The organism is Brevibacillus fluminis, assembly GCF_052072235.1.
GTDB classification, from domain to species: Bacteria; Bacillota; Bacilli; order Brevibacillales; family Brevibacillaceae; genus Brevibacillus_D; species Brevibacillus_D fluminis_A.
The window spans coordinates 3519006-3532248 of record NZ_CM125436.1 but is presented as its reverse complement, the minus strand read 5'-3'; the positions used below and the strand labels follow the sequence as shown (position 1 = coordinate 3532248).

Genomic DNA, 13243 nt, shown 5'->3' with positions numbered 1-13243 from the left:
TTTTCGTTCCCTCAGCGATAGACGTGCTCCTCCTCCACAGGAAGTCGGTAGCGCAGCAAAAAAACCAGATGCAGCAGAGGAAAGGTGATGGCGGTCACGTAGGCCGAAAAGACGAGCGGAAGAAGCAAAAGCTCGAATCCGACGATCCAGTAGTTCGGGTGGCGCAGATAGCGGTAGGGTCCTTTACGCACCGGCCTCGCCCCCGGCAGAATCAAAATGCGCGTATTCCAGAACATGCCCAGGCTTTTGATGCACCAGTAACGGCCCAGCTGGGCTACCAGAAACAGCAGGAAGCAGAACCATTGCCATGAGCTGATGCCATGGTGCCGCAGCGAGGCTTCTGTCAGCAGGCAGACAAAAAACATGACGTGCAAATAGACGACGTACTTGTAATGCTCGCTTCCGACTTCAACGCCGCCAAGCGCCTTCAGCAGGCGGGCATTGCGGCGCGCCAGTCGCAGCTCAGCGAGGCGCTGCGCAATGATGGCCAGGAAGACGGTAAAGAAAAAAAGCGACATGTCAGGCCCCTCCTTGTTCGAGCAAAATCAACTCCGAGCTGAAGCCGGGCCCCAATGCGCCAAGCAAGCCGATCTCCCGTTTGCGCCAGGGCGTCTGCAAGCTTTTTTCCAACACGAACAAAACGGTCGGCGAGGACATGTTCCCATATTCCGCCAGGATTTCTTCCGCATGCCGGGTTTGCTCATGCCCGATCTCGAGCGCCTGTTGATAGGCGCTGATGACTTTTGGTCCGCCGGGGTGCAAAATAAAATGGTCGATTTGCGCGCGCGTCATTTGCTGTTCGGAGAGGAAGTCGTCCACATTGCTCCGCATCCGTTTTTTGACGAGCGTCGGTATGTCTTGCGAGAAGATGACTTTCAGTCCGGCGTCGGTGACATCCCAGCCCATGACGTCGAGCGAGTCGTACCAGGTACATGTTTTTCGCGAGAGGAAGCGCGGCGTATCCTGCAGGCCGTGTTTCGCAACAAACGCATCCCCCGCCACAAGCACCGCTCCCGCCCCATCGCCAAACAGCGAGGTTGCGACAAGATTGCTTTTCGAGACGTCCTGCTTGATAAACGTAAGACCGCACAGCTCGACACAGACAAGCGCGGCCACGGCGTCCGGGTACGCCCGTACATAATCAAAGGCACGCGACAAGCCGGTAGCTCCACCCGCGCAGCCGAGTCCCCAAATCGGGATGCGCGTGACATCCTGCCTGAGTCCCAACCGGTTGACGAGGCGGGCATCCATGCTGGGCGTGGAAAGCCCTGTGCTCGTATTGAAAATCAGGCAATCGATCTCGCGGACCGACAGAGAAGCGCGGGAAAGGCAGCGGTTGATGGCATCCATGCCAAGCGAGCAGGCGACTTCGATAAACAGCTTGTTTTTTTCGGCAAACGGGTGATCCTCGGTCAGCCATTCGAGCGGAGCCGAAAAATAGCGCTTGCGAATGTTGCTGTGCGCAAAGACCGAAAGGAGACGGTCAATATCGGGAAAGGCGTCTGCAAATAAGCTGCGCGATACCGCCATGGACGCTTCCATCGAGACTTCGTGGATTGGCACGGCAGTTCCCACGCTGATAATATGAGGCATAGGCGACACTCCTCATCGTACGTACTGGTTTCTACTTTTTCCCAAATGGGCCGCTCCCATTCATCGGGGTGTGGCGTAAGCACCGAAAGCGCGGATATAGTATGATAGGAAAGAGAAGATGAGGAAAAGGATGGGAGATCATGAACGAATCCAAACCATTGCTTGTACCCGAAGTTGATGAGCTGCTGCATAAATTTACGGAGCTTCTTACAGGCGAGGCGACGGAAGAACGGGTGGAAATGGTGAAAGTCTGGGCCCTCTACACCCACATGCAAAAGGCGATGCCGCCATTGGTCCAGCATTGGGGGAGCGAGCCTGCACATCAGGAAGCGAAAGCGAAAATCCGCGAGATCGTCGAACAGATCAAGCAGTGGAACCAGGAAAAAAACAACAGGTAAGAAAAGAGCCCCTCTCCCAGAAAACATTCTGGCGAAAGGGGCTTTCGCTTTTACACGGCTTCCTCGAAGTCGATCTCCGGCGGTTTTGCCTTGAAGCCTTTGGTCGAGATGACGAGGTACAAGATGCCGATCGCCGCCCAGATCAGACCGAGCGTAATCGAGTGCAGGTCGAGGTTGTACCACAGGTAGCCGACAAAGCTGGCACCGATCAATGGAGAGAGAAGGTAGCGAAACATCGCCTTCGCTCCACGCATTTTTTTGCGGATGATGAAATGGGCGATCACGCTCAAATTGACGAAGGTAAAAGCGGTCAATGCGCCAAAGTTGATGAAGGAAATCGCCTGCTCAAGCTCCAGCACAAGCGCGCTCAAGCAAAAGATCCCGATGACGATAATGTTGATGACAGGAGTGCGGAAGCGAGGCGAGACATAGCCGAACAGCTTGCCAGGCAGCACATGCTCGCGACCCATGGCATACAAAAGGCGCGAGGCACTCGTATGGGAAGCGAGGCCAGAAGCAACCGTTCCGACCAAAGCGCCTGCGAGGAACAGCGCTTTGAAGAACGCTCCGCCCAATGCAGCGGCAATCTCCGGCGATGGCGCTTCCGGATCGTTGAAGATCGAAACATCAGGGAAAGCAGCGGTGCCAAAATAAGAAGCGGTGATGAAAATGAGGCCGCCGATCAACGCAGTCAGAAAAATGCCGCGCGGTATCGTTTTCTTTGGTTCAATGGCTTCCTCGGTATAGGTTGAAACGGCATCAAACCCGAGGAACGAGAAACAGAGGATGGATGCGCCTGTCATCAACGTGGCAAACGACATGGTTGGCGATACGAATGGGGCAGCGGTGACAACGTGGCCGGTGCCGAGACCGCCGGAAATCGCACGATAAGCGAGAATCACGAAAATACCGGTCACACATACCTGGAAAAGGACGAGCAGCGAATTGAAGTTGGCCGTCGTGTTCGCGCCCAAAATATTGATGATGGTCAAGATCAGCGTTGCGCCGACAATCCACATCCAGCCCGGCACGTCAGGAAAGGCGGCGGAACCGTAAATTTTTGTCAAAAGAACATTGATCATGGGGAGAAACAGGTAGTCGAGCATGGCAAGCCATCCGACGAGAAAGCCGACATGCGGATTGATCGTTTTGCGGGTATACGAGTACGCAGAACCGGCGACAGGAAACTCCTTGACCATTTTGCCGTAGCTGGAAGCGGTGAAGAGCATGGCCACCAATGCGAGCAAATACGCTGTCGGGACATGGCCGCCGGTCTCCGTGGAGACGATTCCAAACGTGTCGAAGACAGTCATCGGGGTCATATAGCCGAGACCGAGGATCACGACGTGGGATAGTTTGAGCGAGCGCTTCAGTGAAGTCGTTTCTTTTTCTTTCATAAATCGATCCCCTTTCGATAAACAACATTCGCTCAAACAATTAGCAAAAATTGTGCCAATTCACACATTTGCAAAAGTGGTATGTAAGCGCTTTACAATCGAGCCGTTTTTCGATTCTATCGGTTCAGTTGAATGAAAAATGATCATGCATTGGTGCATCATTATGCAAATTTGCATGAAAACAGCCTGGAGAAATCCGCGAAATCGTGACAAAACTCGTAGTTTTATGACACGTATCGCGCTATAATAATGAGATGAAGAACATGGAAACGCACTGGAGTGTCGATGCAGCGCGTTTCTTGTTTTTGCGCAAAAAATGAGAGAAATCGCGAGTTGAGAGAGAACGGATGGGGAGAGCGGGATGAAAACAGCTACAATTTTGATTGCAGACGATGAGGGGGCGCTGCGCTTCTTGCTTACAGAAACACTTGCAGATGAAGGCTATGAGGTGCAGGAAGCAGCCGATGGACAGGAAGCGCTTGATCAGTTGAAAGCGAAGCGGTTCGATCTGATTATCCTTGATTATATGATGCCTGAATTAACCGGCATTGAAGTGTGTGAATGGCTGCGCGGAATGGAAAATCCGAACCAGCATACGCCTGTCATTCTGCTGACCGCGAAAGCGCAGGAAAAAGACCGCGAGCGGGCGCGTGATGTGGGTGTGAGCCGCTACATGGTCAAGCCGTTCAGCCCGTTGCAGCTTCTCGATGTGATTGCTGAATTGCTGGAGCCTGTCGAGAGCTAGAGAGAGGAGCCGCCCATGACGTTTTTTTGGAAAAAACAGCCCAGCATCGCCAATCGCATGTCCGGTTTCATCTTTGGCTCGATTTTGATTCTGGCTGTGTTCGTGATTGTGGCCAGTCAGCTGATCAATCAGAAGTTTACCAGCATCGATCGGAAGATGGAGCAAAAAATGCAGGAAAAGACGGACATGCAAAACGTGAGCGAGCAGTTCCAGCAAACCGTGATTGCATTCCGGGCGTATGTCGTTCTCGATAATCGCGACAAACTGGCGGATTATCAAAAAGAACAGGCGACGATGGATGAAATGTTCAAGGAAATGAACGCCACCCTGGCAAGCGATCCGTCGAAGAAAGAAAAGGCTGCGCTTGCCGCCAAGCTGCTCACACAGTGGCAGCAGTATGCCCTCCTGATGCAGGACAGTGCCAAAGCCAAGCAGGAACATACACAGACAGCAGCCGAAGAGAAAGCGATTACCGAAAAGCGCACCGTCATCTACAACCAGATGATCAAAGACCTCAACCTGTTGACGGGGATTTACACCAAGGAAGTCAGCGATGTTTTGGCGGAGAAAAAAACGTTTGACCAGGGGCTTGTGTTCATTCCGATCATCATGCTGATCGGGTCTGCCGCCACCGGCTGGCTGCTCATCGGCTATACGCGCAAATGGGTGCTGGCACCTGTTTTGAAAATAGAAGAGACCGTGCGCCGGATCGCCGGCGGAGAGTACGTTTTTTTGGATGAACTGAAACGCGAAGACGAACTCGGTCGTCTACAGCAAGGCATCAATGCGATGACCACCGCGCTCACCCAGCGGCGGGATGATCTGGAGCAGACGAACAAGGAATTGCTCTATCAGCGCGATATGCTTGAAGCGCAAAATGAAGAGATCCTCGCACAGCAGGTTGAGCAGCATGAAACGCTGGAAAAGCTGACCGAGCGCGAAAATGAGCTTGCAACGCTCTCCTCCTACCTGGGCAAGCTTAGCGGCTACACAGATTTGCCCGTGTTTTTGGAAAACGCGGTGCCCGCGTTGCTCGATGCCACCCGACAAGACGCAGCGATCGTCGTCAGACACGATCCCGACGACAGCGGCTGCCAGATCATTTATTCCATCGGTTATCCCCAGAACCAATATCCGCGTCTGGAGCGGGAACTTTATGGGCCCGCATCCCGCGTATTCGCAGAAAAACGCCCCATTTCCACCAGGCGAACGCTCTCGCCAGGCGAACAAGGGCTGCACAACGGCTACACGTCCGCAGTCGATCAATATTTTCCCTTGCTCAATGACAAACAGGAAGCGATGGGCTTTCTCTTGCTGACCACCTACGGGACTGACCTGCGAGACGAAAAGCAGCAGCGGATCGCGCATGACCTCATCAAGCAGTTTTCCCTGGCCTTTTACGCACAGCTGATCAACGAGGAGCGGAAAAAGCAGGCGATTGCCTTGACCGACCTGCATGCGGAAGTTTTGCAAGAAAAGCACGCCATTTCCGTCCAGCGCAATTTGATCACAAGCATTTTGGAGTCGACTCGCGAAGGAATCCTGCTGTGCAATCAGCGCGGAGAAGTGGTGTTCGCAAGCCGGCAGATGCGGGCGAATTTTGGCCGAAAAGATATGGTGGACAAGCAGCTGCTCGATCTGTGCAGGCAGCTTGATACCAAGCTTTCGCGTGAATCGGGGACGCTTTGCGAGGTGATCGAACTGCTTTTGCACGAAGCAACCGACTTCGTCAACGAACGTTTCATGCTGCGCAAAGAATCGGATGCTCCGCGCCATTTCGAAGTGTACGGCCGACCCGTTACGCTGGAGCAAGCGGGCATGGATAAGGGGTTTCTGTTCGTCATCCGCGACAGGACGGAAGAAGAAAAAATCGATGAGCTGAAAAACGAGTTCGTCAGCATCGTTTCCCACGAATTGCGGACGCCGCTCGCTACGATTTTGGGTTTTATGGAAATCTTGCTGAATCGTGACGTGCAGGCGGATAAACAAAAAAAATACATGCAAACCATCTTTAAGGAAGCGAACCGGCTCTCCACGCTGATCAATGATTTTCTCGATTTGCAGCGCATGGAATCGGGACGGCAAGTGTATCATTTCGCCCCCGTCGATCTGCGGATGGTGGTAGAGGAAGTAGCTGAGCAGTGGCGCGGCAAGCAAAGCCATGCGATCCATCTCGAGCTGCCGGACGGACCTGCTTACGTGTATGCGGACCACGACCGGCTCACACAGGTGCTGCATAACCTGGTGAGCAATGCGTTGAAATACTCGCCAGCAGCCGATTGCATCGACATCCGGCTTCGCCGGGGAGAAGGACAGCTTTTGCTTGAGATCCAGGATTACGGCTTGGGCATCCCTGCGGATTCCATGGACAAGCTGTTTACGAAGTTTTTCCGCGTCGACAATTCCGACCGGCGTCAAATCGGCGGCACCGGATTAGGGCTTGCGATCGTGAAAGAGATTTTGGACGTGCATAAAGGCAAGATCAGGTTTCGTCCGGGTCCGGAACAAGGCAGCATCTTCACGATTGAGCTTAAAGAGTACATACCGCGCAGCATCGGCGGGAAGATTTTAATCCTGGAGGACGATGATTCGCTCGCCAGGCTGATGTACGAAACGATTGAAAAGCTCGAGCTGCCGATCATTTTGATGAAATCTGCGGAAGAAGCGGCGATGGCGCTTGAGAGTGAACAGGGGCAGCCGCTTTTGTGCATCGTGGACATTCAGTTGGAAGGGGCCCAATCTGGCTGGGACTTTATCGCCAAGTTAAACCGGCATCCCGACTACCACTCGACACCTGTCATCGTAACAACGGTGTTGGAGCCCCCTGTCGGCTACCATGAAACGGAAAAAGCCAAATACGTGAAAAAACCGTTTGCGGTCGAATGGCTGCTGCAGGTCGTCATGCATTTGCTCAAGCAAAATCAGCCCAAGCCGCATCTGATTTTTCCGTTCCAAAACGAGGCCGCCATCACCATGTCGCTGATGGAGCAAGGCATTCACGTGGCTGATCTGAAAGTGAAGGAAGATATCATTGAAGTGGATGTGAAAAAGGTAGATGAGCCGGATTAATCAAGCCCAGAAAAAAAACAAGGAAACGCTGCTGGTGGAAGGGAAGCGGCTGTTCGTCAGCGAGTTGAAAAAGCAATTGCATGAATTGGAGCGATTGGCGCGGACGTTTGAGCAGACCGAGGATATGGAAAGCGCGTTGGGAATTTACCGGATCGTTCACACATTAAAAGGAAGCGCGCCGATGTTCGGGTACGAACGGATTGGCCTGGCGGCGGAAGCGCTTGTGCATGTATGGGAATGGACCCAGCGTGACTCGGATGAAGAGCGGCAATTCATCCGCAAGCAAGCGGACCAATTCATCAAAAGGAGCAGCCAGCTGATTTTGGGCTTGTCGATGGAATACGACATCAGCCGAAAGGAAATGGAACTGGACGAAAACCAGGCGAAGGCGCCGGCTTCGAATGGCTTCAAGCACGGGCGCATTCTTTTGATCGATGACGATGATGTGCTGCGCTCCTATTTGATGCGTCGGCTGTCGCTCGATCATTACGAAATCGCCGAGGCCAACGGGGTGGAGAGCGCCAAAGCGCTCTTGTGGCAGCAGGAATACGACCTGATCATTCTCGATCTGTTGATGCATCCGAACTCCGGCTACGAGCTGTTCGAGTTTTTGAAGGAGTCGCCTACGCTGAAGTGGCTCCCGCTGATCGTGCTGTCGGGGAAAGAGGAGCTGGAGGACAAAATCCGCTGTTTCCGCCTGGGTGCTGACGATTATGTGACAAAGCCGTTTCACTACGAGGAGCTGGAGGCGCGGATCAACAAACTGCTGATGCGAACGCGGCACTACGAGCAGATGGCGTTTCTTGATCCGCTTACAGGCGTGTACAATCGGCGCTACTTTGACAACCAGCTGTCGATGGAATTGGAGCGGGTTCGGCGAAATGAGGGCGTCTTGTCCCTTGCTTTCATCGATGTGGACCATTTCAAGCGGGTGAATGACACGTACGGCCATCATGTCGGCGACCTTGTTTTGCAGGGGCTGACCCACACGCTGAACGGCCGGATTCGTTCCACCGATTTGCTGGCGCGCTTTGGCGGGGAGGAGTTTGTCATTTTGTTCCCCGACACGACGGGGGAGGATGCGCAGGCGATTCTCGAAGAGCTGCTTGGCATCATCAGGCAGGAACCGGTGGCAACCCTTGAAGGTGAAAGCTTTTCCATCACGTTTTCGGCCGGAGCTGCGCAATGGCAGCCGGAATGGAGCGCTGACGAATGGATCAGGCATGCGGATGAGGCGATGTACCGGGCGAAAGAGCAAGGGCGGAATCAAGTGGTGCTATGCGACGGCACACACCCGCTTTCAACCGAAGATGCAGAGGACCGTCAAGGGAAGCGGCGCAAATGCGTCCTGCTGGCTGACGATGACGCGATCATCCGCTCCATGGTGGCATCGCGTCTGCGACATTTGCCTCTTGACATCATCGAAGCCTCCGATGGCGAAACCGCTTTGGACGTGCTGCGCAACCATGTCGTTGACTTGTGCGTACTGGACGGCATCATGCCCAAGATGGACGGCTATCATTTGCTCGAACAGATGAAACAGCTGCCCCATCTGCAAAAAGTGAAGGTGCTGATGCTGTCCGGACGCAAGCATGAAGACGATGTGATCCGCGGGCTGATGCTGGGAGCAGACGACTATATGTCCAAGCCGTTCTCCCTTGTCGAACTGGAAATACGTGCCAAAAGACTCTTGGAAATACCGTGAGAACCTACTCGGGAATCTGCTGGAAAAGAGAATCGGGATATTGAATTGGGCAAATTCTCTCGCTATAGTAGAACTATCAGACGATCGCAGATCGGTTGCCAGAAGGGTCGTGGGCAAATGGTATATCGCTGGATAGGATCGATAGTCGGGTTGCTCCTGAGCCTCTTTTGGATCATTGCCGCGTGGCTCTCTTCCGGGAGAACCATGTTCGCTTTGTTTCTCCTCATGCTGGTCGTTCATCTTGTATGCGGCTATTTGCTTGGGCGAAGGTTCGAAATCATGCAACGGATGGCATATCGCGATTCATTGACCGGCATGCTTTCCCACCGCCGTTTCCTGGATATGCTCGACAAAGAGATTGAGCGGGCTGAACGATATGATTATCCGGTCACACTCATGTTTCTCGATCTGGATGATTTCAAAAAATACAATGATACGCACGGTCATCTGGCGGGGGACAGGCTGTTGTGCCATTTCGCCCGCGTTTTGCAAGAAACCGTGCGCAATCACGATGAGGTCGGACGCTGGGGTGGCGAAGAATTTGTCATCCTGCTTCCGCATACCGATACGCAGCAGTCGCTCTTGGTAGGCGAGCGGCTCAGAGCGAATATCGCTCGTGAAATGAACGGCGTGACGGCAAGCATCGGAATTGCCACCTTCCCCGTTCACGCGTTGACCAGCGATGAACTGGCGCTTCGCGCGGACAAACTGATGTATGAGGCGAAAAAAACGAAAAACTGCATGGTAGCGGGCTCCTGAAAAAGCGCATGGTTTCTGTCCAAGTTTCTGGCAGATCGTGCGTTTTTTATTTGGAAAAACCGTAGTTTTTTACGTGAAATGGTGAAGACTAACGGAGGTGAACACAAAAAATAAAATTTGTCACTGGGAAAACGTTAACATTTACGTAAACTTTACAAAACGTTAACAAAATCAATACATATTATCAGGCGAAATTAAATTTACCTTAACACGTTGTTTGGTTATAATCGTAAAGGCGCAATTATTCATAAGGAGTGTGTGGTATGTTTAATTCCAAGAAGCACAACTTTTTCGATCACTTTGAGCAGCTCGCTGCCATTGTACACAAGGGTACACACCTGTTCAGTGAAATGGTCGGCAACTATCAAGAGGTGGAAGCCAAAGTAGCGGCGATCAAAGAGGTCGAAAAAGAAGGAGACGCACTTGTTCGCAAAATCATGAACGAGCTGAACTCCACTTTCATTACCCCGTTGGAGCGTGAGGATATTCACTCCTTGGCCCACACGCTTGATACGGTACTTGATTTGATCGACGGGGTTGCTGACCGGATGTTCTTGTATCAGGTAAAGCAAATTGATCCAGGTCTTTTGGCGCAGGCCAACATTCTCGCGAAATGCACAGCCAAGCTGATCGAGCTGACCCGCACCCTGCGCAAGCTGGACCATGCGGTTGTCACCGGCATCGCGCGCGAAATCAAGGAACTGGAACACGAATCGGATCGAAATTATCGGAAAATGGTCTCGCAGCTCTTGAACGCTCCTGGCCAGGACCCGATTGAAGCGATTAAATTAAAAGAGATTTACGACAAACTGGAGGACTGTGCTGACTTTGCCGAGGATGTTTCCAACCTGGTAGAAGGGATCGTGCTGAAGAATGCATAGTGTTTCGCCTGATTTGGTGATTATGATCCTGGTCGTACTGATGGCCTTGAGCTTTGACTTTATCAACGGCTTTCATGATACGGCCAATGCGATTGCCACCTCCGTTTCCACCCGGGCGATCAGTCCGCGTCTTGCGATCATCATGGCTGCCTGTTTTAACTTGATCGGCGCGCTGACCTATACCGGTGTGGCCAAAACGATCGGAGGCAGCATTGCGGACCCGTTCAAGCTGCAAAACGGTTTGGTGATCGTCCTTGCCGCACTGACTTCCGCGATTCTGTGGAATTTGATCACGTGGTGGTTCGGGATTCCGAGTTCTTCCTCCCATGCGCTCATCGGCGGGGTGGCTGGCGCGGTTGTCGGAGCTGCCGGATTTGGTGCCATCAATGCCGCTGGTTTTATCAGCATTGTACAAGCATTGATCGTGTCGCCAATCGTTGCGTTTGTCGTCGGCTTCATTATGATTAAAATCGTGTCTGCATTGGTTGCCAATGCTCCATACCACAAAACAAACAAAAACTTCCGCATTTTGCAAGTGCTGTCCGCATCCTGGCAGTCTTTCAGCCACGGTGCCAACGATGCCCAAAAGACGATGGGGATCATCGCTTTTGCCATGGCTTCCGGCGGCTTCCTGGATGCTCCGGGCGGCAATATCGAAATTCCGCTGTGGGTAAAATTTTCGGCGGCACTGGCGATGGCGTTCGGTACCTCTGTCGGCGGCTGGCGCATCATCAAAACCATGGGTGGCAAAATCATGAAAATGACGCCGATCAGCGGATTTTCTGCTGACGTGTCCTCCGCATTGATCATCACGATCTTTACGGCCCTGAAGCTGCCGGTCAGCACGACGCACGTCATTACCTCCTCGATTTTGGGGGTAGGGGCATCGCAAAAGTTCTCCGCCGTCAAATGGGGAGTAGCCGGCCGCATCGTCGTGACATGGGTCATTACGCTGCCATGTACGGCATTGCTTGCAGCTGCCTGTTTTATCGTCTATGACGTATTTTTGTAAAAACCAAAAACGTGTACCTGCCCATCGTGGCGGGTGCACGTTTTTCGTTTGCCTGTTTTTACACAGCGCCCGTAAGTCGTTGCCAGAATGAAGGATGGGGCCGAATGCTCACCGACCGGATGCAGTCGATCGGAATAAACAGAATCGAATCGTTCGTCTGTTTTAACAAAATGCCGGTTGCATCATACGAAAGCAGCTGTCCTTCTTCCGCCTCATCATCAGGTGAGGTGATCATATGTGGAGCGAAATAGACCGTGACTGGTCGCGAAAGGTATTGCTGAAGCAAGTCGGATTCCATACAATCACACCCTTACGCAATATTCGAAAAGTAGTAATCAGCATTGCCAGATTTGCTGGCCATTAAACCAAGCTTGCAAAAAAGCCATCCTTTGTCCATGACAGAAGGGATGGCTTTTAATCTTTCACTATTCATGTTTACACGGATGGATGACGTTCCCGCGGCTTTCGGGCGAAAACAATCATGAGCACCACACCTGCCAGCGCGAGCGAGAGGCTGACCAGCTGGGCGACGCGCAGACCTCCGAGCATGAGGCTGTCGGTGCGCATGCCTTCGATAAAGAAGCGACCGATCGAGTATAGAATCATGTAGCTGAACAAAATTTGTCCGTCAAACCGTTTGAAACGATAGAGCATCAAGAGCAGAACCGCGCACACGAGCAAATTCCACAGCGACTCGTACAAGAATGTCGGATGGTAGTATTGGCCGCCGATCAGCATCTGATTGCGGATGAACGCCGGGAAATGGGACATGAATTCAGCAGAGACGGGACCGCCATGCGCTTCCTGGTTCAGGAAGTTGCCCCAGCGTCCGATCGCTTGCCCCAAAATGACGCTTGGCATCATGATGTCCGCCAGCTGGAAGAACGGCAGATTGTGCTTGCGGATGTACAGCGTGCCGGCAAGCAGTCCGCCGATCAAACCGCCGTGAATCGCCAGCCCGCCTTTCCAAACAGCGATTACATCAAACAGGTTATCTTTGTAATGCTCCCATTCAAACGCCACATAATACGCGCGGGCGCAGATGATCGCTGCGGGAATTATCCACACTACCATATTCAGCACGTGATCAGGATCAATGCCGGCGCGTTTGCTGTTATAGCGCGCGAGATAGGTGCCGAGAAAAAAAGCGAGCCCCATCGTGATGCCGTACCAGTGCACGGAAATCGGTCCGATCGAAAAGGCAATCGGGTTAATCAAGGTATTTCTCCCCCTAACGTCAAGTTTCCTTTGGACAGTATAGCACAATTGGTCAAGGCTTACCTCTTTGGACGAAAAAAGAAAACCCTTTTTCCGCGAGGCGAATCGCGGGAAAAGGGTGATTGTAAAAGCTTGAGCAGTCCCAAGCGCGGTTATGATTATTGACCGTGCTTTTTCATGTCCGATTGGTCAGCTGCCGATTGCATGTTGCGTGCCTGCTCCTGGTTTTGTCCGGTGCGATCGGCCAGCGACTGCATCGCGGATGCCTCGAGCTTTTGCTTGGATGGTTCTTTTTCTGCCATGACTGCCTCACTCCTTTAAGCGAGAATGCGTAGCACGGCTAGTGTAACCGCTATGGGCAAAAAAATACCTCATCCGGTTAAGGATGAGGTAGCGGTCCGAACGTTCCCGCGCAGGGAACCAATGCCGGTACGTTCCTATCCAACGTACAAGCTCGCTTGGTCCG

At 52.7% G+C, this 13243-nt stretch carries 13 protein-coding genes; 7 read left to right on the top strand and 6 right to left on the bottom strand.

Translation table 11 applies throughout. The features are described from left to right. Positions 1-11: 11 nt before the first annotated feature. Together ACTID9_RS17560 and ACTID9_RS17555 are read right to left on the bottom strand one after the other, a co-directional pair. Positions 12-518, bottom strand: a complete 507-nt coding sequence (locus ACTID9_RS17560; protein WP_441066030.1) for an isoprenylcysteine carboxyl methyltransferase family protein — start codon at positions 516-518, stop codon at positions 12-14. Position 519: 1 nt separating this feature from the next. Beyond that, positions 520-1593: a type III polyketide synthase gene (locus tag ACTID9_RS17555; protein WP_441066028.1), complete on the bottom strand. Its 1074-nt coding sequence runs from the start codon at positions 1591-1593 to the stop codon at positions 520-522. Positions 1594-1733: 140 nt separating this feature from the next. Between ACTID9_RS17555 and ACTID9_RS17550 the strand changes: the two genes are divergently transcribed. Beyond that, positions 1734-1991, top strand: coding sequence for a DUF2573 family protein (locus tag ACTID9_RS17550; protein WP_441066026.1), 258 nt, complete (start codon positions 1734-1736; stop codon positions 1989-1991). Between the two features lie 50 nt (positions 1992-2041). On the opposite strand, the gene ACTID9_RS17545 is transcribed toward ACTID9_RS17550, so the two are convergent. Beyond that, positions 2042-3388 carry an APC family permease gene (locus ACTID9_RS17545; protein WP_441066024.1) on the bottom strand — a complete coding sequence of 449 codons (1347 nt, stop codon included), beginning with the start codon at positions 3386-3388 and terminating at the stop codon, positions 2042-2044. Between the two features lie 361 nt (positions 3389-3749). On the opposite strand from ACTID9_RS17545, the gene ACTID9_RS17540 reads away from it, so the two are divergent. From ACTID9_RS17540 to ACTID9_RS17515, 6 genes are all read left to right on the top strand, one after another. After that, positions 3750-4133, top strand: coding sequence for a response regulator (locus ACTID9_RS17540; RefSeq protein WP_441066022.1), 384 nt, complete (start codon positions 3750-3752; stop codon positions 4131-4133). A 15-nt stretch (positions 4134-4148) separates the two neighbouring features. Next, positions 4149-7202: an ATP-binding protein gene (locus ACTID9_RS17535; protein WP_441066020.1), complete on the top strand. Its 3054-nt coding sequence runs from the start codon at positions 4149-4151 to the stop codon at positions 7200-7202. Then, positions 7189-8907: a response regulator gene (locus ACTID9_RS17530; RefSeq protein WP_441066018.1), complete on the top strand. Its 1719-nt coding sequence runs from the start codon at positions 7189-7191 to the stop codon at positions 8905-8907. The genes ACTID9_RS17535 and ACTID9_RS17530 overlap by 14 nt, the downstream gene beginning before the upstream one ends. 279 nt (positions 8908-9186) lie before the next feature. After that, positions 9187-9666 carry a GGDEF domain-containing protein gene (locus ACTID9_RS17525; protein ID WP_441066016.1) on the top strand — a complete coding sequence of 160 codons (480 nt, stop codon included), beginning with the start codon at positions 9187-9189 and terminating at the stop codon, positions 9664-9666. Positions 9667-9929: 263 nt separating this feature from the next. Continuing rightward, positions 9930-10547 (top strand): DUF47 domain-containing protein, encoded by a 618-nt coding sequence (locus ACTID9_RS17520; protein WP_441066014.1) that lies wholly within the window; start codon positions 9930-9932, stop codon positions 10545-10547. Next, positions 10540-11559: an anion permease gene (locus tag ACTID9_RS17515; RefSeq protein ID WP_441066013.1), complete on the top strand. Its 1020-nt coding sequence runs from the start codon at positions 10540-10542 to the stop codon at positions 11557-11559. Before ACTID9_RS17520 ends, ACTID9_RS17515 begins: the two co-directional genes overlap by 8 nt. A 58-nt stretch (positions 11560-11617) precedes the next feature. Here ACTID9_RS17515 and ACTID9_RS17510 read toward each other — a convergent pair whose 3' ends face one another. From ACTID9_RS17510 to ACTID9_RS17500, 3 genes are all read right to left on the bottom strand, one after another. Next, a complete protein-coding gene (locus tag ACTID9_RS17510) occupies positions 11618-11857 on the bottom strand; it encodes a hypothetical protein (protein WP_441066011.1) in 240 nt (79 codons plus the stop codon). Positions 11858-11994: 137 nt separating this feature from the next. Next, entirely contained in the window at positions 11995-12777 is a 783-nt protein-coding gene (gene lgt, locus ACTID9_RS17505) for a prolipoprotein diacylglyceryl transferase (protein ID WP_441066009.1), read from the bottom strand. 158 nt (positions 12778-12935) lie between these two features. Continuing rightward, entirely contained in the window at positions 12936-13079 is a 144-nt protein-coding gene (locus ACTID9_RS17500) for a hypothetical protein (protein WP_441066007.1), read from the bottom strand. Positions 13080-13243: the final 164 nt, after the last annotated feature.